We start from the raw sequence: 20681 nt of genomic DNA on the forward strand, positions 1-20681 counted from the left end.
TCCCGGCTTCTCCACCCGCGACTTCATCACCGACGTCTCCGGCCGGGGCGTGGGGATGGACGTGGTCAAGACCAACCTCGACCAGGTCAAGGGGAATCTGGTGATCCATTCCGCCGTCGGGCAGGGGACCGAAATGCTTCTTCATTTCCCCCTCACCCTGGCCGTGATCACCGGTCTGCTCATCGACTGCGAGGCAGAGACCTACGCCCTGCCGCTGCACTACGTCAGCGAGGTCCTGCGCCTCTCCGAGGGGGACATCCTCACCGAAGGGGGCCGGGAGGTGATCCGGGTGCGCGGGACCACCCTCCCCCTGGTGTCGCTGCGCGAGATCCTGGGGCTGCCGGCGCGGGCGGCGGTCTCGGCAGGGCGGGTGACCGCCCTGGTTCTGCATTTTCGCGAGCAGCGGATCGCCTGTATCGTCACTCGCTCCTTCGGCACGCAGGAGCTGGTGGTCAAGGCGATGGGCAGACAGCTCAGGAGCGTCGATTACTTCTCCGGGGCCACCATCCTCGGCGACGGCACCCCGGCCCTGATCCTCTCCGTACCCGACATCTTCAGCGCCGGCCGGACCGGACGTGGAGCGCAGCTGCTCAAGGAGTTCGGCGCCGGCGAGGCCCGGACGAAGAAGGGCACGATCCTGGTGGTGGACGACTCCATCACCACCCGGACCATGGAGAAGAACATCCTCGAGACCCAGGGGTACGAGGTCACGGTGGCCGTCTCCGGCGAAGCGGCCCTGGCCATTGTTGCCGAGGCCGATTTCGACCTCGTGGTGAGCGATGTGGAGATGCCCGGGATCGACGGGTTCGAGCTGACCCGCCGGCTGCGGCAGATGGAGCGCTACGCCGAGGTGCCGGTGATCATCGTCACCTCCCTGGCCTCGGACGAGCACCGGCGCATGGGGATCGAAGTGGGCGCCCAGGCCTACATCGTCAAGGGGAGCTTCGACCAGGGAACCCTCATGAAGACGGTGGAGACGCTTATCGGCTGACGGTCGGTCCTTCAGGAGAAGAAATTTCCTGCAGGAATATTGACAGCGAGTTGGTTCTTGTCATAAAAAGTAACTTTTGAAGCGGCACATGGTGGAGTAAGTCGGAATAATATGGTTAATGTACTGATTGCCGACGATTCGATGCTGACCCGGACGGTCATCAAGGACCTGCTCTCCCGCGACCGGAATATCACCGTGGTGGGAGAGGTATCCGACGGTCAGGAGGCGGTGCGTTCGACGTGCCGGCTCCGCCCAGACCTCATCATCATGGATGTGATGATGCCGCTAATGGACGGGTTGGCGGCGACCGTCGAGATCATGGCCAGCTGTCCGACACCAATTCTGATTCTTTCGGCCAATGTCGATCCCATGGACAGCCGGAGTGCCTTCAACGCCATCAAACACGGGGCGCTCGATGTCATGGAAAAGCCCCAGGGGGTGGTCACGGAGGCCTTTGAGGAGATTGCCGCCCAACTGATCCAGAGGGTCAAATTTCTTTCCAAGGTCCGGGTCATTCACCACTTCCGAAGACCCCGGCAGCGTGTGGCTGCGGCGCAGCCCGCGGATCATCGCCGCAGCGTCCTCGCCATCGGCGCCTCGACCGGCGGCCCCAAGGCGGTGATGCGCCTGATGAAGGAGCTGCCGCGGGAAACCGGCGCCCGGGTTCTGATCGTGCAGCATATCGCCCGGGGGTTTGCCGCCGGATTTGCCGAATGGCTCGATCGCGAAAGTCCTTTGACCGTGCGCCTGGCCCGGGAAGCCGATCTTCTCGAAGAGGGAGTGGCCCTCGTCGCCCCCAACGGCGTCCACATGGAAGTACAGGATGGCCGCATCGTCCTCAGCGACGCCGCTCCCGTCAACAGCTGCCGTCCCTCGGTTGACGTCCTTTTCCATTCGTTGGCCCGCAGCGATCTGGCCACGCGGGCGGTGGGGGTGCTGTTCACCGGCATGGGCCGCGACGGCGCCGAAGGTATGGCGGCTCTCCGTCGGAGCGGGGGCTACAATATCGCCCAGGATGAAGCTTCCAGCGCCGTTTTCGGCATGCCCAGGGCGGCCATCGACTTGGGTGGAGTGCACCAGACTCTCGCTCTGGCGGACATTCCTGCCGCAGTCGTTCGCCTTCTGCAGAAAGAGTCTAATGACCGCCATTGATCGGACGCCCCAAAAATGAGCAACAAGGAGACCACCCCGTCATGACCCTGCGTGTCTACAATACGCTCACCGGCAGCAAGGAGGAGTTTCAACCCCTCCATCCCGGCAAGGTCGGAATGTACGTCTGCGGCGTCACCGTCTACGACTACTGCCACATCGGCCACGCCCGGGCCAACATCGTTTTCGACGTTATCTATCGCTATCTGCGCTACGCCGGCTACGAGGTAAACTTCGTTCGAAACTACACCGATGTCGACGACAAGATCATCAACCGGGCCAACGAGCGCGGGATCGACAGCAGGGAGTTGGCCGAGGAGTTCATCCGCGCCTTCGACGAGGACATGGCCACCCTGGGTCTCGACCTGCCCACCATCCAGCCCAAGGCGACGGAGCACATCCCCCAGATCATCGCGCTGGTCGGACGTCTCATCGACAAGGGGATCGCCTACGAATCGAACGGCGATGTTTACTTTGCCGTCGAACAGTTCCCTTCCTATCTCAAGCTGAGCAAACGCAACATGGAGGAGATGCGGGCCGGAGCGCGCATCGCTCCCGGCGAGCGCAAGAAAAATCCGATGGATTTCGCCCTGTGGAAAGCCGCCAAGCCCGGTGAACCCTCCTGGGATTCCCCCTGGGGGCCCGGACGTCCCGGATGGCACATCGAATGTTCGGCCATGAGCATGGAATATCTCGGGGATTCCTTCGACATCCATGGCGGCGGCAAGGATCTGATCTTTCCCCATCACGAAAACGAGATCGCCCAGAGCGAAGGGGCAACCGGGCAACCCTTCGTCAAGTACTGGCTGCACAACGGCTTCGTCAACGTCAATCAGGAGAAGATGAGCAAATCTCTGGGGAACTTCTTCACCATCCGGGACATCGTCAAAAGCTATGACCCCGAGGTGGTGCGATTCTTCATTCTCACCGCCCATTATCGCTCCCCCATCGATTTCTCCGATCAGAACCTGAAGGATGCCAAGGCGGGACTGAGCCGCTTTTACGAGGCGTTGCAGGCCGCAGCCGAAGCGGTCGAGGGGTGCCCGGACAGCGAAGGAGGCTCGGACGAGGGGACTGCACTCGAAGCGGCCTTCCGCGAAGCCATGGACGACGATTTCAATACCGCCCTGGCCATCGCCCACCTGTTCGAAGGGGCGCGGAACATGAACCGGCTGATCGGCGAAAAGAAATTCCGCAAGAACGCCCACAAAGTCGCCGCCGTCCGGGACCTGCACCGGACCGTATTGACGCTCGGCGGCGTACTCGGCCTCTTCGCTTCCGATCCGTCCGCATGGCTGGAGAAACAGAAGTTCTCGGCCCTGGCCGAACTCGACATCACTTCCGAAGAGATCGAGGAGCTGATTGCAGACCGCAAGCAGGCCCGCGCAGACAAGGACTTCGCCCGCTCCGATCAGATCCGGGACGAACTGGCGGCCAAGGGAATCATACTTCTCGATTCACCGGAGGGGACGACGTGGAAGGTTAAATGACCATGGGGCAGGCCTTGTGCCTGCCCGAGGGCGCCCATAGGGGGTGTCCCTGCAAAGATGGTTGCGATAGAATAGGGGGGGCGACGCATGCGTCGCCCCCGCGTCGTTGATAGAAAAGAAATGGCCCGTTTCGAACTCAAATCCAACTACCGTCCCCGGGGCGACCAGCCTCAGGCCATCGCCGAGCTGACTGCGGGGATCCGGCGCGGCGATCGGCACCAGGTGCTGCTCGGGGTGACCGGCAGCGGCAAAACCTTTACCATGGCCAACGTGGTGGCCGAAGTGCAGAGGCCCACCCTGGTGCTGGCCCACAACAAGACCCTGGCCGCCCAGCTCTACGGCGAGTTCAAGGAGCTCTTCCCCGACAACGCCGTCGAGTACTTCGTCTCCTATTACGACTATTATCAGCCGGAAGCCTACGTCCCGGTCACCGACACCTTCATCGAAAAAGACTCCTCGATCAACGAAGAGATCGACAAGCTGCGCCACAGCGCCACCCGCTCCCTTCTCTCCCGCCGCGACGTGCTGATCGTCGCCTCCGTCTCCTGCATCTACGGCTTGGGCTCCCCGGAGGCGTACTACGGCATGCTGATCCGCCTGGAGGAGGGAATGGAGATGGAGCGAAACGCCCTGCTCTCCCGCCTGGTGGAAATCCAGTACGACCGCAACGACGTCGATTTCCACCGCGGCGCCTTCCGGGTGCGGGGGGACACGGTGGAGGTCTTTCCCGCCTACGAGGAGGACCGCGCCCTGCGCATCGAATTCTTCGGCGACGAGATCGAGTCCATCTCCGAAATCGATCCTCTGCGGGGGCGGGTCCTCGACCGGATTCCCCGCACCGCCATCTTCCCCGCCAGCCACTACGTGGCCACGCGGCCGACCCTGGAGCGGGCGGTCAAGGAGATCCAGGAGGAGCTGTGCGAGCGCATTCAGCATTTCCGTGAGCGCAACATGCTTCTGGAGGCCCAGCGCATTGAGCAGCGCACCCTCTTCGACATCGAAATGATGGAGGAGATGGGGTATTGCCAGGGGATCGAAAACTACTCGCGTTTCCTCGACGGTCGCCGCACGGGAGAGCCCCCCGCCACCCTCTTCGACTACTTTCCCGAGGACGCCCTCCTCTTCATCGACGAGAGCCATGTCAGCGTCAGCCAGGTCGGGGCCATGTACCGCGGCGACCGATCGCGCAAGGAGACACTGGTCAACTACGGATTCCGGCTTCCCTCGGCCCTGGACAACCGGCCCCTGACCTTCGAGGAATTCGAGGCCAGGGGGCTGCAGACCCTCTACGTCTCCGCCACCCCCGCCGACTACGAATTGAAGAAGGCGCAGGGGGTGGTGGTGGAGCAGATCGTCCGTCCCACCGGACTGATCGACCCCCCCATCGAGGTGCGCCCCGCCACGGAACAGGTCGACGATCTGATCCACGAGATCCGCGAGACGGTGCGGAAAGGAACCCGGGTGCTGGTCACCACCCTGACTAAGCGGATGTCCGAGGACCTCACCGGCTATCTCCAGGAGCTGGGGATCAAGGTGCGCTACCTGCACTCGGACATCCATACAATGGAACGGATGGAGATCATCCGCGATCTGCGCCGCGGCGAATTCGACGTGCTGGTGGGGATCAACCTCCTGCGCGAGGGGCTCGACCTCCCCGAGGTCTCCCTGGTCGCGATCCTCGACGCCGACAAGGAAGGGTTCCTGCGCAGCGAGCGCTCCCTCATCCAGACCTGCGGCCGGGCGGCACGCAACGTGGAGGGACGGGTGATCATGTACGCGGACAACGTCACCCGCTCTATGCGCGCCTGCATCGACGAAACCGAACGTCGCCGAGCGGCCCAGCTGGCCTACAACGAGAAGTACGGAATCACTCCGGAGACGGTGAAGAAATCACTGCGTACCATCCTGGAGGACATCGCCGAGAAGGACTACGTTGAGCTGCCGCTGGTGGCGGAGGAGGAAGGGGAATACCGATCGCCGAAGGAGTTGCGGCGGGAGATCGCCCGGGTGAAGAAGGAGATGCTGCAGGCGGCGGCCGAACTCGATTTCGAGAAGGCGGCGGAACTGCGGGACCGGATGCTGGGGTTGGAGAAGAGGGAGCTGGCGGTGATAGGGGAGTAGGCCTGCTCCGATCTTTCTTTAATATTCAACGAAAGAGAAGGCGGGGAATTTCCCCGCCTTCTCTTTTGACGATAGATTAAAAGAAGATCAATATCCGAAAGGCGAGTTTGCGTAAGGCGCGTCGCTTTGTGCGACACCGAGCCTCACTACATGCTTTGCCGTCGAGTGGTCTCCGGAGACAAAGGTTGTAGCCGTAATCTCCACATCCACCCATATGCCATACGCTTTGGCGTACTTGATTTGGAAGGCGGCCAGGCCGTCTTCATCAGTGACGACATTGTTGGGTATGGTGACAACACCGCTGGGGTCCAGTTTACCATTTGCAGGGGTAATGGCAGTCGGAGCGGATGTACGGATGTCGGCTTGTGCATCTTCAGATCCATCGTACCAATAGATATTTGTCGTATCAGTGGGCAGTGCCTCCCAATCGCTCCAGCCCTTGGCACCATCCTCGCCCGGGTCGAGGAGGCCGTTGCGATTGGTATCCTCGTTCTTGAATTTACCCGTAACTGAAACATCGTACAAACCCGTATAGAAATAGAGGGGGTAGATTCCAAGATCGACGGTGGCATTCTGTATGGGATTGCCGTTGTTGTCTACTACAAGGACGGAAAATGGAAGGGCATACCCTATTTCAAGCCCATTCACAGATACTTTTGCTATTTTATTAGTACTCCCGATGATAACCGAGGCGGCCTGCTTCCCGATGGTCAGGGTAGTGTCGGCATAAATATTGGGATTGGAGAGGAGGCTGGCGCGGATGATGACTCCATCTTGAGCGGATACGGAGCTGCCACTGGTAAAGGTGATCGAAGCGGTACCGCCGGCACCGGTAACAGCGGTTCCCGGTGAGAGCGTCTCCCCTCCGCCGGGACCGGCCACCAGGGAAAAGACCACCGTTTCATTGGCGACGGCTTGTCCGGTAAAATCTCGGACGGTTGCCGTAATGGTGCTGGAGGAGTCAACATCACCGACGCTGGGGGACAATATGGAAGGGGAGGCCTGAAGGCTCAACTGGGATGGGTTCGTTGCGGCGCGCTGGAGTCGGAGAGTATCCGATTCTACCCCCGATGTAACCGTTATATCGGCTGGAGTCGCCGTACTGCCAGCGGAAAAACTCACAATAGCCTGACCGGATCCATCAGTCAGAACAGTTGTGGCAATTTTACCGATGATATTGTCAAAATAACCTCCGGTGGTGGTAAAGGTAAGCGTCTCGCCACTCTTGGGAACACCGGAGGCATCGGTCCATGTCGCTATCAGTTCAGTCGACGCACCCAAGGCAATGATTGATCCGTCGGCGGGTGATGTAAAACCGAACTGGGCGCTGGTGATGTTGATAGAGCTTGAGGTCTGGGCACCGAGACCATTGGCGGTGATCGTTTCTACTCCAGCTCCCGAGGTGGCGGTGAGGGTGGCTGTGGCCACTCCGTTTGTGTTCGTTGTGACATTGATCGTGGAACCGAACACTCCTCCGGAGTTGAGGGTGTTCCCGAGCAGGGATGAAAGAGTGACTTGCTTGTTGGGAATGGCCAGATCATTGGCATTTTTAGCGGTTACGGTTATCACTGCAGTGTCACCGGCACCCGCCAGCAGGCTGCTTTTGCTTGATGTCAGCGATAGCGTTGTACCGATCAAGGTAATCGGCAGAGTTTTTTCTAGGGAACCGGCCGTTGCGGTGATAGTAAGCACCTGATTTGCCGTCTCGGGGCCTGGAGAGAAATTGACAGTGGCGATGCCGGTATCCGAATCCGTCACTACTTGAGACTTTGCCAGAAGGCCGGCAGAGGCCACAAGGTCGACTGTTATGTCTCCGACGGCGGCATTGTTTTTATCTCGAGTGATGATGGTCAAGGTGGCTGAATCAGCCCCGTTCGTCTCAAGCACATAACTGTTGGTGGTTATGTCGAGACTCTCTGCCGAAACTGTAGGGGTGTTTGGCGTATCAGGCGTTTCAGATGCTGTGTCGTTGCTTGAACCTCCCCTGCTGCCGCAGCCAAACCCAAAAAGTGTTACCAGTACAAGAGCAGTAAAAATAAATACCTTTTTCACTTTATATCCTCCTTTAGCATGCTCCGGATTTAGATTTTCGGAGCCAAGAGCTTGCCTAGAATTCATGACAAGCAGAAACTGAAAGTTCCTCCACAATGTACTGATAATTAATTCGAATTTTTAGCATGAAAGATTTTAAAAAACAACTTGTTTGAAGCGGGCATTGCCAGCTTAGTAGTTTGAATTCAAGAAAAAGTAAGTATTAAAATTGTGATTGGCGCGATGACTTAGCTCGAATGCATGCTCCCAAATACCTGTTATTATTTTGTAAACAATGATCCCTTTTGGGAGGAGTGACATGGGTGGACAAGGTTCCGACGAAAAACGCTCCCTCGAGCTCGCCGAGGAGGCTAGGGAGACCGAATGGCAGAAGCCGAGTTTTATCAGTGAACTGTTCATGGGCCGGGTTGCGACATCGTTGATATTCCCCTTTCCCGAGCAGGATCCTGCCGACAAGCGGGCGGGGGACGAAGTTCTGGAGAAGCTGCGGATTTTCCTGAAGGAAAAGCTCGACGCCGACCGTATCGACCGGGAGAAGGAGATTCCGCCGGAGGTGATCGCCGGGCTCCGCGATCTGGGGCTCTTCGGGATCAAGATTCCTAAGGAATACGGAGGGCTGGGGCTGTCGCAGACCAATTACAACCGGATCGTGCAACTGGTATCCAGCCACTGCGCCTCCACGGCGGTCATGCTCTCGGCCCATCAGAGCATCGGAGTTCCCCAGCCGTTGCGGATGTTCGGCACCGAGGAGCAGAAGCAGAAGTATCTCCCCCGGTTGGCTGCAGGGGCGATGAGCGCCTTTGCCCTGACCGAACCGGGGGTCGGCTCCGACCCGTCGAAGATGACGACGACCGCCGTTCCCGCCGAAGATGACGAATCGTATCTCATCAACGGCAAAAAGCTCTGGATTACAAACGGTCCGGTGGCGGATCTGATGATCGTCATGGCTCGGACGAACGACCCGAGGGAGGAGAGGCCCGAGATCACCGCCTTTATCGTCGAGGGGAATGCCGAAGGGCTTTCCACAGAGCACCGCTGCGATTTCATGGGACTCAAGGGATTACAGAACGGCCTTCTGAACTTTGACAACGTGCGGGTGTCGAGGGAAGATATCCTGGGAAGCATGGGGGAGGGTTTGAAGCTGGCCCTGCGGACCCTCAACACCGGCCGCCTGACCCTGCCGGCGGCCTGCGGCGGCGCGATGAAGCAGACCCTGGCCATGGCCGTGAAATGGGGGAAAGAGCGGCGGCAATGGGGGGCGCCGGTGGCGCATCACGAGGCGGTGGCGGCCAAGATCGCCTCCATTGCCGCGGACATTTTCGCGGTGGAAAGCCTCACCTGGCTCACCTCGGCCTTGGCCGAGCGGGGGGAAACGGATATCCGTCTCGAGGCGGCCATGGCCAAATTGTACTGCACCGAGGCCCTCTGGCGCGCCGTGGACGAAGGGGTGCAGATCCGAGGCGGCCGCGGCTACGAAACCGCCGATTCTCTCCGGGGACGGGGTGAGGCGCCCATGCCCATGGAACGGGCCTTGCGGGATGCCCGGATCAACCTGATCATCGAAGGAACCAGCGAGATCATGCGACTCTTCATCGCCCGCGAGGCTCTGGATCCCCATCTTCGAATAGCCGGCGCCTCGGCCACCTCCGACAAGGTCAACTTCAAGGAGGCGGCCGGTTTCTATGCCCGCTGGTATCCCGCCTTGTGGCTTCCCCGCTTCAAGGCTCCCGGCGGCGTCGCCCTGCCGGGGCGATTGGGGCGGCACCTGCGCTTCGTTGAGCGCGCGACCCGCCGCCTGGCGCGCGACCTCTTCCACATGATGGTCCGGCACCGGCAGGGGCTGCAAAAAAAACAGATGCTCCTGGGGAGGCTGGTGGACACCGGGGCCGAACTGTTCGCCATGACGGCGGTGCTGTCACGGGCGGCTTCGCCTCAGCGGCCGAAAGGAGCGGAGCAGATGGCGGATCTCTTTTGCCGGCAGGCGCGCCGACGTCTGAACGCCCTGCATAGGGCGATCTACTCCAATGACGATCGGCTAGCCTACAAGACGGCCCGCCAAGTCCTTGACGGCGACTACCCCTGGATCGAGGAGAATATCCTCTGCACCTGGAAAGAGGAGCGGGAAAAGGAATGACCGTTCCCTACGATATCGTCATCCTCGGTTCCGGATCCACTGCTTTCGCCGCTTCGATGAAGGCGGCGGAGCGGGGCGCAAGGGTGCTGATGGTGGAGCAGAGCCGCCTGGGGGGGACCTGCGTCAACTGGGGGTGCATACCGAGCAAGACGCTCATACACAAGGCGCAGTGCCGCTTCGAGGCAATGCGCGGCGAGCCCTACGGCCTGAATATGACAGCCGAACCTCCGGATTGCGGCAGGCTGATGGCGGCCAAGAAGGAGGCCGTGGAGACCCTGCGCCGGGAGCACTACCAGAAGGTCCTGGACGGGAATCCTCTGATCGACGTTCTTCGCGGCCACGGGCGTTTCCGTTCCTCCCGGGAGCTCCAGGTCGGCGCGGAGATACTGATTGCCGACCGCTTCCTGATCGCATGCGGCGGCATCCCCAGGGTACTGAACATCCCCGGCCTGACAGAGGTCGACTACCTGACCAGCTACTCCGCCCTGCACCTGCCCTGCTTTCCCGAATCCCTGGTCATCATCGGCGGCGGCGTCATCGCCCTCGAAATGGGGCAGATGTTCCGGCGCTTCGGAACGGAAGTGACCATACTCGAACATGGACCCCGGCTCCTCAAGGATTTCGACCCCCGTCTCACCGATATTTTCCAGCAGATTCTCGAAGATGAAGGGATTGAGCTGGTTTTGAACGCCAATACTCAGCGGGTTTTCAAGGAAAGCGGAAAGAGCTGCCTGGTCGTCGATGTGGAAGGAAGCGAGCGAATCTTCTGCGCCGAAAGGGTCATGCTGGCGGTGGGGACCGCTCCGGCTACGGAGGGGATAGGCCTGGATGCGGCCGGAGTACGGGTGGATGATTGCGGATTCATCGTCACGGACGAGGAGATGCGCACGACCGCGCCTGGCATCTGGGCCGCGGGCGATGTCACCGGACCTCCCCTCATCGCTCCAGCCGGGGCCTGGGAAGGGGAGGTGGCCGTCGAGAACATGCTCGATCCCGAGACGCACCGGAAAATAGATCATCGCCATACGCCGATGGCTGTTTTCGTCGATCCCGAATTTGCCGTGGTGGGGCTCTCCTTGGAAAGGGCGCGGCGGGAGGGGCGGGAGGTGCTGGAAACCTTTTTCGACCTTGAAGACGTCTCCAAGGCGCATGTCATGGGCGAGCGAAAAGGGGGCATTCTGATTCTGGCCGAACGGGGTTCAGGGCAGGTCCTCGGGGTGCAGATGCTGGCGCCGCGCGCTGCAGATGTCATTCATGAAGCGGCTCTGGCGGTGCGCTTCGGACTGACCGTCCATGATCTGGCACAGACCATCCACATTTATCCCACCATCAGCGAAGGGCTGCGTCTGGCGGCACTGGAGAACATCCGGCAGCAGGAAGGGTGATTCCGGAAAAAGTCTTGCTCATGCGAAGCGCCACGATAATTCCCGGTCTGATCCTATGTCTGCTTTTTGTAGGATGCGAGCCGAGACAGGAACGACGACTCACCTTTGCCGTAGGCGGCGCTCCGGCCGAACTCGAATTCTGGGAGGAGCTCCTCGGGGAATTCCGTCGGGAGAGCGGCATCGAGGTAGAGCTGATGCGGCAGCCTACCGATTCGGACCAGCGACGTCAGGGACTGGTGATTCCTCTCAAAGCGGGGCAGGCGGATCCTGACGTTTTTCTCATGGATGTCGTCTGGCTGGCCCAGTTTGCCGCCTCGAGATGGCTGGAGCCGCTCGGCGCCCGTATGGAGGAATCCGGTCTGCCCGAGGGCGTTTTTTTCTCCCGGGTGATCGAGACAGCCGACCGCCATGAAGGGGAGCTGGTGGCGCTTCCCGTCTATGTGGACGGGGGTCTCCTTTATTACCGCCGGGATCTCTTGGAAAAGTACGGCCTGCCCGGTCCTCCCCAAACCTGGGATCAGCTGATAGATTATTCTCTTGAAGTTCAGGCGGAAGAAAGGAACACCAATCCCGACTTCTTCGGTTTCGTCTGGCAAGGAGCCCAGTATGAGGGGCTGATCTGCAACTTCCAGGAAATTGCCGCCTCCGGTGGCGGTGGCATCCTGGTTCGGGACGGCGAGATCTCCATCGATACGCCGCCGAATCGGAGAGCTCTGGAATTTCAGCGGGATCTCATTCACCGCCACCGGATCTCCCCTCCGAGCACCTACACCACAATGAAGGAGGAGGAAGTGCGGGAGGCCTTTCAGCGGGGCAACTCCCTGTTCGAGCGCAACTGGCCCTACGCCTGGAGGCTCCATCAGGGCGAGGGCTCACCCGTCCGGGACAAGGTCGATCTTGCCCCTCTCCCCCATTTCCCGGCGGGAACAAGTGTTTCCACTCTGGGCGGCTGGCATGTGGGAATCTCCCGCCAATCGGATGCCAAGGAAGAAAGCTGGAAACTGCTCAGGTATGTGGTTTCCTACAAGACGCAGAAAAAACTGGCCCTCCGGCTGGGATGGAATCCGGGACGCCGCGATCTTTACGAGGACTCCGAGATGCTCGCCGAGCTGCCTCATTTCGGCCGCCTGCGCGACGTGTTCGATCATCTTCTGCCGCGGCCGGTCCTTCCCTATTACACCCAGGTCTCCAGCGTGATCCAGAGGCGGCTCAATGCGGCTCTCTCCGGGCAGGCGCCGCCACAGGAGGCATTGGCAGCCGCAGAAGAGCAGGTGCGGCAAATCGCCCGCCGTTATCAGCCCGAATGAGGCAGTCCATGGCCGACACCACCCTCAGGGAATACCGGAAGTCCATAGGATACATCCTCCCTTTGGTCTTTTTGATGGTGACCCTGATCGTGGTTCCTGTTCTGGGAACCGTGCTGAACAGCCTGTATCTGGATGTCACCTACCTTGATCGCCGTTTCATTGGCCTGGAAAACTTTCAGAGCCTGGTCTTCGACAGCGGGTTCTGGCAGGCGGTGCGCTTCACCCTTCTGTTCACCCTGGTTTCGGTCCCCCTGGAGGTCATTCTGGGGCTGGTCTTCGCCCTAGTGCTCAACGAACCGGTTCGCCTGCGCGGGCTGTGGCGGGCTTGCATTCTGATCCCCTGGGCGATTCCCGCGGTCATCTCCGGGCGGATTTTCGAGCTGATTTATAATTATCATTACGGCCTGGCCAATTTCCTGTTCCGGCAGATGGGAATCGTCGATGCCCCGGTCAACTGGCTAGGCTCTCCTCCCGGCGCCTTCTTATCCCTGGTCGCCGCCGACGCCTGGAAAACCACCCCCTTCGCGGCCATTATTCTTCTGGCCGGAATCTCAGGAATTCCCGAGGAACTCTATCGCCAGGCGCGGGTGGACGGTGCGAACATCGTTCAGCGTTTTTTCCACATCACCCTCCCCCTGCTGCGCCCGGTGCTGCTGGTGACGCTGCTGTTCCGGACCATCGACGCCCTGCGCATCTTCGATGTGATCTATGTTCTGACCGGCGGCGGACCGGGCGGTGCCACCACCTCCCTGTCCCTCTATGGCTACGAGTACTTTCTGGCGGGGGATTTCGGTTACGGGTCGGCGGTTTCGGTCGTTCTTTTCCTGATCGCCTTTTCGCTGGCGATCCTTTACGTCCGTCTGAGCGGCTATCAGAAGGAGATCATGTGAACGGGGAACGACTGAGAAGCGTTCTGATCCTGGGAGGGGTATCCGTCATGATTGTCTTTTCCCTCCTCCCTTTCGCCTACATGGTTCTGACAAGCGTCTCCGGCCGCCCCGATCTTCTGGATGTCCGGATTCCCTTCACCTTCACCCTCGACCATCATCTGGCCATTCTCACCAGGGAATCACTGCATTTTCCCGATTATCTGCTCAACAGTCTGGTTGTTTCGGCCCTCAGCGCTTTCTTTGCCGTGTTCATTGGCGCCCTGGCCGCTTACGCCATCACCCGGCTGCCCATGCCCGGCAAGGCGCTCCTCCTTTTTTTCGCCTTGACCGCCTCCATGTTCCCACAAGTCAGCCTGATCAGTTATCTCTTTCAACTGATGTCGTCCCTCGGCTGGGTCAACACGTACGCCGCGCTGGTACTTCCCTATGTCGCCTGGATCCTGCCGCTGGCCCTGTGGATTCTGGTGAGCTATTTCGCTCGGATTCCGCGGGACCTCGACCGCGCCGCCCTGGTCGACGGTTGCAGCCGCTGGCAGATCCTGTGGAAGGTGATATTCCCCGTGGCGGCCCCTGGGATCTTTTCGACCTTCCTGCTGGCCTTCATTTTCGCCTTCAACGAATTTCTCTTCGCCCTCATGCTGACAGCCGATCACCAGGCCCGTACAATCCCGGTGGGGATTGCCCTCTTTCAGGGGCTGCATGGTGAGACGCCGTGGGGGGACATCATGGCCGCCGCGACGGTGACCACCATTCCCGTGGTATTTCTGACGGTGTTGTTCCAGCGCCGGATCATCCAGGGGCTGACCAGAGGGGCGGTAAAGGGATGAAACTCGAGCTGGTTCAGGTAGCCAAGGAGTTCAGCGCCCTGCGGGGGAAGGTAGAAGCAGTCAGGGGGATCGATCTGATCATCGGCGAGGGAGAATTTTTCGTTCTGCTGGGGCCGAGCGGCTGCGGGAAGTCGACTCTTCTCAACCTGATCGCCGGTCTGGAAAAGCCGAGTGCGGGAGAGATCCGCTTCGATGGGCGGCTGGTGGCTTCCCCCCGTGAAAAGGTCTTCGTCCCCCCCCGGGAGCGGGAGGTGGCCATGGTGTTTCAGAGCTATGCCCTCTACCCCCATCTCGACGTGTTTGACAATATCGCCTTTCCCCTGAAGATCGCAAGGATGGAGAGGGCGGAGATCGAAAAGGCGGTGCGCCGCGCGGCCGAGACTCTGGAGATCACAGACATCCTTAGCGCTAAACCGGGAGAAATCTCCGGCGGCCAGCGGCAGCGCGTGGCCATCGCCCGCGCTATCGTCCGCCGGCCGCGGGTCCTGCTGCTGGACGAGCCTCTGTCCAACCTGGACATGCAACTCCGGATCTCGACCCGGGCGGAGCTGAAGAGGCTCCAGCGGGAACTCGGTTTCACCGCCGTCTATGTGACCCATGATCAGACCGAAGCTATGACCCTCGGCGATCGGATTGCCGTTCTGAAGAAAGGCGCGATAGAACAGGTGGGTACCCCCGATGATCTCTACCGGCGGCCGGCGAATCCCTTTGTCGCAGGTTTTGTCGGGGTGCCCCCGATGAACCTGTTCCGGGCTGAAGTGAAGAAGGAAAATAGAGGGATGTCTCTTCTTTTCGGCGGACAGAGGCTTCCGCTAACCTCGGACCAGAGAGGCATTGCCGAACTGACTGTCGGAGAGGTTCTGGTCGGCCTGCGACCGGAGCATATCCGGATTCTAGACAGTGGGGGGAAAGGGGAGGGGATCGAGGGGATGATTGATGCCGTCGAGCCCATGGGCAGAGAGACCCTGCTGCATGTGAGGATAGGGGGCGAAAAGATTCAGGTGCTGACGACCGGAGATGAATTCCATTGCGAGGAGCTGATAGCGCTGATGCCGGATCCGGAGGAAATCCACATCTTTCCTCTTTAAAGCCGGGGACGTCAACTCAGGGGCGATGCAGCATACATCTGCTTTTTCTCGTTCAGGAAAATCCATCCCTTGGCGATGCGGTAGACCAGCCAGATGCCGTCTGCCACGAGGATGAAGTAACCGATGACGAAGACGAAGGTCAGCCCTCCAAGTACGGCCCATAGAAGGGTAAACCAGAAGGTCCGGATCTGCCAGCGGAAATGGGATGCCAGCCATGTTCCCTGCACATCATCCTGCTTGATGTAGTTGACGATGACGGCGGCGACCAGGGAGAAGCCGACGAGCAGGCCGCCCGCCTGCAGGGTGTAAATGATATGGGTCATTTTCTCCAGTGAGGAGATTTCCTGGCCCCTGGAGGGCGCGGGAACCGGCGGATTTTCCATGGCAACTCCTTTTCCTGGTCCCGTACACCTGGCTCGGTTCCTGTTGAGTTCAGCTGTCCGGTCCTGTAGTATACCTGTGGGCGACGGCAAATAAAAGAAAGTTCGAGGAAGTTTCATGGGTTATCGTAATCTTTCCGAGTGCGTGAAGGATCTGGAAGCGGCCGGTCGGCTGCGGCGCATCCACTCCGAGGTGGATGCCGATCTTGAGGCGGGGGCGATTCAGCGGCGAGTTTACGAAGCCGGCGGGCCGGCCCTTCTTTTCACCAATGTGAAGGGATGCGCCTTTCCCCTGCTGGGGAATCTCTTCGGCACTCTGGAGCGGGCCCGGTACATCTTTCGCGACACTCTCAAGGGGATCGAACGTCTGGTGGCGCTAAAACTCGATCCCGCCGCGGCGCTGAAGCACCCTTTGGCCTCCCTGGGCGCTCCCCGATCGGCTCTGCATCTGCTGCCGAAGAAGGTGAAGAACGGCCCCATCCTGGCTCATACCACCACCCTGGACCGCCTTCCACAGCTCAAGTCGTGGCCCATGGACGGCGGCGCGTTCATCACCCTGCCGCAGGTCTACTCGGAAAGCGCCGCCCGACCGGGCCTGCGCCATTCCAACCTGGGGATGTACCGGGTACAGATCTCCGGCGGACGCTATGCGCAGGGGCGGGAGGTCGGGATTCACTACCAGATTCACCGGGGTATCGGCGCGCACCATGCCGAGGCTCTGGAGCGCGGGGTCCCCTTCCGGGTGAATATCTTCGTCGGCGGGCCGCCGAGCCTGACCGTGGCGGCGGTGATGCCGCTGCCCGAGGGGCTGCCGGAGCTCTCCTTCGCCGGACTTCTCGGAGGCCACCGCCTGCCGATGGTCTCTCTTCCGGGACGTCTGCCGATGCCGGCAGATGCCGATTTCGTCATCACCGGCGTTATCGATCCGGAAAGAACCCTCCCCGAGGGCCCCTTCGGCGACCACCTCGGCTATTACAGCCTGGCTCACGATTTTCCTGTTTTGCAGGTGGAGTCGGTCCACCACCGGCCGGGAGCCATCTGGCCCTTCACCACGGTGGGCCGTCCACCCCAGGAGGACACCACCTTCGGCGCCTTTATTCACGAGCTGACCGGACCGCTCATCCCCGACGTTCTGCCTGGAGTCCATGCCGTGCATGCGGTCGATGCCGCCGGTGTCCATCCCCTGCTGCTCGCCCTGGGGAGTGAACGCTACGTTCCCTATGCCGATGACCGCCGGCCGCAGGAGCTTCTGACCCTGGCCAACGCCATACTCGGGCAAGGTCAGCTTTCCCTGGCCAAGTACCTCTTCATCGCTGCCAGGGACGACGCGCCGGCCCTCGACATCCACGAAATTCCCGCTTTTTTCCGGCATGTCCTGGAGCGGGCGGACTGGCGCCGCGATCTGCATTTTCAGACCCGCACCACCGTCGATACCCTGGACTACTCGGGGAGCGGATTCAACGAGGGATCCAAGGTGGTGATCGCGGCCGCCGGCCGCAAGCGCCGCGACCTGCCGACGGAAATTCCCGGCGATCTGCGCCTGCCGCCGGGGTTCAACGCGCCGCGCCTGGCCTTGCCGGGGGTGCTGATCGTCCGAGGGCCGGCCTGCACCGCTCCCCGGGGCAGCCAGGACGAGGTCATGGATGCCTTTTGCCGCTCTTTCGCAGCCGATTCCCCCATCAACGCCTTTCCTCTGGTGGTGATCGTCGACGACAGTGAATTTACGGCCCGCACCCTGAACAACTTCCTCTGGACGACCTTCACCCGCTCCGACCCGGCGTGCGACATCTACGGCATCGAAGCGACGACGTCCTGCAAACATTGGGGGTGCACCGGCGCCCTGGTCGTCGATTCCCGAAGCAAGGGGCATCATGCACCGCCGCTTCTCGACGATCCGGAGGTAGAAAAACGCGTGGATGAATTCGGCGCACCCGGCGGAGAACTGCACGGGATCATTTGAGCCGGTCGGATTTAAAGATGGTCTTTTCTGATCCCTTCTCAGCCTGGATTTTTCGTCAGGCAGTCGTTGCGCCAGCAGCAGCCGAGTTGGGAGCAGTCGAAGCGCCATTCCGCTCCAAAACATTCCATGTTTCCTTCCGTGCGTTGCATTATTCGGATCAGCTCCGCCTTGCGGATCTTGCCTGCAGCTATTCCCGCCGCTCTTGCCCGGTTACGCACTTCGCTCATGTTCATGGTTCTTTTCCCTTCCTATCGTGCTTTTGATATAGGCCGATTTGGCCGAGGATTTGTGTACCGATCAAATCAAGCACATTTTCCGCTTCTGTCAATGGTGGACTAGGAGGGTGTCGGACTATACGGCCCGAATTTGCAGCCGGCTCATGGATAGTCCGACAGCCTCCTAGACGTCGGATTTGATTGCAACCCGGTTTTTATATGGTTTTATTTAATCTGAAGGGAAGTTTGAGCACCAGCCAGATGCATGTATCGGCCTTCTTCCATACCAGCCCATGCATTCTGAAGGCTATTATCTGAATGGACTAACCAAGCGGGACACTAGCGGGGATTTCCAAGGTTACAAATTCCGATATTCCAGAAGGAATGCGGATGCCTTCACAGAGAAACCGCCATGGCTCTGCCAGAACTGGTTCGCAGATCGGCCGAGAAACGATTGGCCCGATACTGCCGGGACAAGGTGCCCGCGTGGGCGCAGGGGCAGGTTCGGCTGGCCTTTGCCTTCAGCGGTGACTGCACAACCCTGTACAAGGAAAAAAGAACGTGGTCCGGCGGATGGGAAGCCGAGGCCGTGGCGCGATTCTGCTATAATCACGATCTTCATCAGTGGGCATTGTATTATCCGGGTCCCGAAGACCGTTGGCGCATTTACCTGAATGTCGGACCGAGCCTTGACCTCGGTAAGCTCCTCAGGCACCTTGATGAAGACCCCATCCGCACATTCTGGACCTGAATATCTTTCAACGAGGGAATTCCCCCGTATAATTTCACCAGCGATTCTTTCCTGAAGCAATTTCTTTGTGAACGAAATACCGAACATGTTGGCAGGTGGGAGGCTTGGCGGCTTTGCTGCGGCGGAGATTTTTCAAGTTGATTCTTTTTGGCGCCGTACTGATCCTGGGCGGCTGTTCGCTGCAGCGGGGTTATCGGGCGCTATTGGTGTTGGCCGATGTTGCCGCAGGAGACCGGCCCAGCCGACTTAAGAAGACCACTCCTCCTCCGGAGAACATTCCAGTCTCCTTCGTCGTCGACGGTCGTAGTTACCGGGCCGATCTGTACCGACCCCGGGAGGAGGCATTGGCCGGACTGCTCCTCATCCCCGGGGCCGCCGAAGAGGGGAAGGATGACCCGCGACTGGCGGCCCTGGCCATGACCCTGGCCCGGGTCCGTTTTGCCGTGCTGGTGCCGGAATTGACAGGGTTGAGAGAACTCAAGGTCGGGCCCGGCAATATCCGGGAGGTCAGGGATGTGTTTGCCTGGCTGGTCTCCCGGCCCGAGCTTTCGCCGCAGGGGCGGGCCGGTATGATGGCATTCAGCTTTGGGGCGGGGCCGGCGATACTGGCCGCTCTGGAGCCGGCAATCCAGGGGAAGGTGCGATTCATCCTGACCGTGGGGGGCTACCATGACCTTGTTGATGTCCTGACTTTTTTCACCACCGGCTATTTTCAGAAGGGCGACAGGCGGCGGTATCTAACGCCGAATGTCTACGGCAAGTGGGTCTTCGTACGCAGTAATGCGGATCGCCTTTCCGATCCAGCTGATCAACGTATTCTCAAGATCATGGCCGAGCGAAGGATGACCGATCCGGGGGCGTCTCTCAACGACCTGGAGGATCGCCTCGGACCGGAAGGGGAGGCGGTTTATACCTTTGTCACCAACCGTGATCCCGGTCGCGTCCGTTCTCTTCTGCAGGATCTCCCTGCCGGAATTCGGGAGGATATCGCGGAACTGAATCCGGCCATCCGGGATCTTTCCAGCCTGAGGGCCAGACTTCTTCTGGTCCACGGCTACGATGACAACATCATTCCCTATACCCAGAGTATTGCACTGGCACGGACGGTTCCGGAGGATCAGTCTCGACTGTTTCTGGTCCAGGGTCTCGTGCATGTCGATATCGAATCGGGCCTGCTCAGCCGCTGGCGGCTGTGGCGAGCAGTCGATGCCCTTCTGGCGGAGAGCTCAGAAATGGGGAATTAAGTTCATAAAAGAAGGACGCAGTATCATGAGGGGATTTCTGGAAACCCGGAACTTCATGGAACGGGATGCCCGAGGATTTGCGCCATTTCGGCCAGCGCCTGCTGCTGATCATGAAAGAGAATGGTGTGCAGCCCGCGGCCGGCCGCCCGGGCCACGTGCCCGGCATTGTCGTCGATAAACAGCGCCTGAGCCGGCACGAGATGCAGCTCCCGGAGGGTGTCGTCAAAGATGGAGGAGTCGCGTTTCCCCTTGCCCAGCCGATAGCTGTTGAAAACCCGGTCGAATTCCTCGAAGAACCGATCCCGGTCATCGAGCCGCTCCAGCCAGTCGGTCTGGTCGCTGAGGATCGCGGTGCGATATCCGCGCCGGTTCAGACTCCGAACCGCCGCCAGCATGGTGGGGCGCAGCACGAATCTCCGGAGTATTTCGTCGGTGAAGCGGCTCTCGTATGACGGCAGTCCGCTTCGGCGGCACATCAGATTCCAGAAGGCCGGCTCATCACCCCGTCCGACCACATAGCCGGAATCGTAGACCATCTCACCTCCGAGCCGATGAAAGGCCTCCGGATCAAGCCCGTGCCACCGGGCGATATTCTTCAGACCTTCCCTGAACCCCTCTTCCGCCAGGACCCCTCCATAATCGAAAAGAACCGCTTGGATCGAGGGTTTTAATTCCTTCGAAGTGTCGGACATGGATC

At 60.2% G+C, this 20681-nt stretch carries 17 protein-coding genes; 13 read left to right on the forward strand and 4 right to left on the reverse strand.

Annotated features, from left to right (window positions below):
- From DTF_RS24170 to uvrB, 4 genes are all read left to right on the forward strand, one after another.
- On the forward strand, positions 1-991 hold a 991-nt coding region (locus DTF_RS24170; RefSeq protein WP_035057927.1), incomplete at its 5' end, for a response regulator.
- A 111-nt stretch (positions 992-1102) separates the two neighbouring features.
- Positions 1103-2143: a chemotaxis-specific protein-glutamate methyltransferase CheB gene (gene cheB / locus DTF_RS0117060; RefSeq protein ID WP_027716307.1), complete on the forward strand. Its 1041-nt coding sequence runs from the start codon at positions 1103-1105 to the stop codon at positions 2141-2143.
- 41 nt (positions 2144-2184) lie between these two features.
- Positions 2185-3630: a cysteine--tRNA ligase gene (gene cysS, locus DTF_RS0117065; RefSeq protein WP_027716308.1), complete on the forward strand. Its 1446-nt coding sequence runs from the start codon at positions 2185-2187 to the stop codon at positions 3628-3630.
- A 120-nt stretch (positions 3631-3750) separates the two neighbouring features.
- A complete protein-coding gene (gene uvrB / locus DTF_RS0117070; protein WP_027716309.1) occupies positions 3751-5751 on the forward strand; it encodes an excinuclease ABC subunit UvrB in 2001 nt (666 codons plus the stop codon).
- A gap of 87 nt (positions 5752-5838) precedes the next feature.
- On the opposite strand, the gene DTF_RS0117075 is transcribed toward uvrB, so the two are convergent.
- Positions 5839-7803, reverse strand: a complete 1965-nt coding sequence (locus tag DTF_RS0117075; protein ID WP_027716310.1) for a hypothetical protein — start codon at positions 7801-7803, stop codon at positions 5839-5841.
- A gap of 298 nt (positions 7804-8101) precedes the next feature.
- Between DTF_RS0117075 and DTF_RS24175 the strand changes: the two genes are divergently transcribed.
- From DTF_RS24175 to DTF_RS0117105, 6 genes are read left to right on the forward strand one after another with little or no spacing between them, the layout of a single operon-like run.
- A complete protein-coding gene (locus DTF_RS24175; RefSeq protein WP_051361419.1) occupies positions 8102-9937 on the forward strand; it encodes an acyl-CoA dehydrogenase family protein in 1836 nt (611 codons plus the stop codon).
- Positions 9934-11322 carry a mercury(II) reductase gene (merA, locus tag DTF_RS0117085; protein ID WP_027716311.1) on the forward strand — a complete coding sequence of 463 codons (1389 nt, stop codon included), beginning with the start codon at positions 9934-9936 and terminating at the stop codon, positions 11320-11322. The genes DTF_RS24175 and merA overlap by 4 nt, the downstream gene beginning before the upstream one ends.
- A complete protein-coding gene (locus DTF_RS24180; RefSeq protein WP_051361420.1) occupies positions 11319-12629 on the forward strand; it encodes an ABC transporter substrate-binding protein in 1311 nt (436 codons plus the stop codon). The genes merA and DTF_RS24180 overlap by 4 nt, the downstream gene beginning before the upstream one ends.
- 8 nt (positions 12630-12637) lie before the next feature.
- Positions 12638-13519, forward strand: a complete 882-nt coding sequence (locus tag DTF_RS0117095; protein WP_051361421.1) for a carbohydrate ABC transporter permease — start codon at positions 12638-12640, stop codon at positions 13517-13519.
- Positions 13516-14346: a carbohydrate ABC transporter permease gene (locus tag DTF_RS0117100; protein ID WP_035057789.1), complete on the forward strand. Its 831-nt coding sequence runs from the start codon at positions 13516-13518 to the stop codon at positions 14344-14346. The genes DTF_RS0117095 and DTF_RS0117100 overlap by 4 nt, the downstream gene beginning before the upstream one ends.
- Positions 14343-15434 (forward strand): ABC transporter ATP-binding protein, encoded by a 1092-nt coding sequence (locus DTF_RS0117105; protein WP_027716314.1) that lies wholly within the window; start codon positions 14343-14345, stop codon positions 15432-15434. Before DTF_RS0117100 ends, DTF_RS0117105 begins: the two co-directional genes overlap by 4 nt.
- 11 nt (positions 15435-15445) lie before the next feature.
- Here DTF_RS0117105 and DTF_RS0117110 read toward each other — a convergent pair whose 3' ends face one another.
- Positions 15446-15817: a membrane protein gene (locus tag DTF_RS0117110; RefSeq protein ID WP_027716315.1), complete on the reverse strand. Its 372-nt coding sequence runs from the start codon at positions 15815-15817 to the stop codon at positions 15446-15448.
- A 115-nt stretch (positions 15818-15932) separates the two neighbouring features.
- Here DTF_RS0117110 and DTF_RS0117115 point away from each other — a divergent pair, with 115 nt between their 5' ends.
- Entirely contained in the window at positions 15933-17774 is a 1842-nt protein-coding gene (locus tag DTF_RS0117115; RefSeq protein ID WP_027716316.1) for a UbiD family decarboxylase, read from the forward strand.
- A 38-nt stretch (positions 17775-17812) separates the two neighbouring features.
- Here the strand turns inward: DTF_RS0117115 and DTF_RS0117120 are convergent, their stop codons facing one another.
- Positions 17813-18007 carry a hypothetical protein gene (locus tag DTF_RS0117120; protein WP_027716317.1) on the reverse strand — a complete coding sequence of 65 codons (195 nt, stop codon included), beginning with the start codon at positions 18005-18007 and terminating at the stop codon, positions 17813-17815.
- 394 nt (positions 18008-18401) lie between these two features.
- Here DTF_RS0117120 and DTF_RS0117125 point away from each other — a divergent pair, with 394 nt between their 5' ends.
- Together DTF_RS0117125 and DTF_RS0117130 are read left to right on the forward strand one after the other, a co-directional pair.
- Positions 18402-18740, forward strand: a complete 339-nt coding sequence (locus tag DTF_RS0117125) for a DUF3024 domain-containing protein (RefSeq protein WP_027716318.1) — start codon at positions 18402-18404, stop codon at positions 18738-18740.
- Positions 18741-18877: 137 nt separating this feature from the next.
- Positions 18878-19984 (forward strand): alpha/beta hydrolase, encoded by a 1107-nt coding sequence (locus DTF_RS0117130; RefSeq protein WP_051361438.1) that lies wholly within the window; start codon positions 18878-18880, stop codon positions 19982-19984.
- A gap of 53 nt (positions 19985-20037) precedes the next feature.
- Here the strand turns inward: DTF_RS0117130 and DTF_RS0117135 are convergent, their stop codons facing one another.
- Complete coding sequence (locus DTF_RS0117135) at positions 20038-20676, reverse strand: HAD family phosphatase (protein ID WP_027716320.1); 639 nt, start codon at positions 20674-20676, stop codon at positions 20038-20040.
- Between the last annotated feature and the right edge of the window lie 5 nt (positions 20677-20681).

Origin of the sequence: Desulfuromonas sp. TF, from assembly GCF_000472285.1 — a bacterium.
Classification (GTDB): Bacteria; Desulfobacterota; Desulfuromonadia; order Desulfuromonadales; family ATBO01; genus ATBO01.

Bases quoted from the DNA above. Each gene is read 5' to 3' on its own strand.
- DTF_RS0117125 (WP_027716318.1), top strand. From the start codon at position 18,402: ATGGCTCTGCCAGAACTGGTTCGCAGATCGGCCGAGAAACGATTGGCC.
- uvrB (WP_027716309.1), top strand. From the start codon at position 3,751: ATGGCCCGTTTCGAACTCAAATCCAACTACCGTCCCCGGGGCGACCAG.
- DTF_RS24175 (WP_051361419.1), top strand. From the start codon at position 8,102: ATGGGTGGACAAGGTTCCGACGAAAAACGCTCCCTCGAGCTCGCCGAG.
- DTF_RS0117135 (WP_027716320.1), bottom strand. From the start codon at position 20,676: ATGTCCGACACTTCGAAGGAATTAAAACCCTCGATCCAAGCGGTTCTT.
- DTF_RS0117110 (WP_027716315.1), bottom strand. From the start codon at position 15,817: ATGGAAAATCCGCCGGTTCCCGCGCCCTCCAGGGGCCAGGAAATCTCC.
- DTF_RS0117115 (WP_027716316.1), top strand. From the start codon at position 15,933: ATGGGTTATCGTAATCTTTCCGAGTGCGTGAAGGATCTGGAAGCGGCC.
- DTF_RS0117095 (WP_051361421.1), top strand. From the start codon at position 12,638: ATGGCCGACACCACCCTCAGGGAATACCGGAAGTCCATAGGATACATC.
- cysS (WP_027716308.1), top strand. From the start codon at position 2,185: ATGACCCTGCGTGTCTACAATACGCTCACCGGCAGCAAGGAGGAGTTT.
- DTF_RS0117120 (WP_027716317.1), bottom strand. From the start codon at position 18,007: ATGAACATGAGCGAAGTGCGTAACCGGGCAAGAGCGGCGGGAATAGCT.
- merA (WP_027716311.1), top strand. From the start codon at position 9,934: ATGACCGTTCCCTACGATATCGTCATCCTCGGTTCCGGATCCACTGCT.
- DTF_RS0117105 (WP_027716314.1), top strand. From the start codon at position 14,343: ATGAAACTCGAGCTGGTTCAGGTAGCCAAGGAGTTCAGCGCCCTGCGG.
- cheB (WP_027716307.1), top strand. From the start codon at position 1,103: ATGGTTAATGTACTGATTGCCGACGATTCGATGCTGACCCGGACGGTC.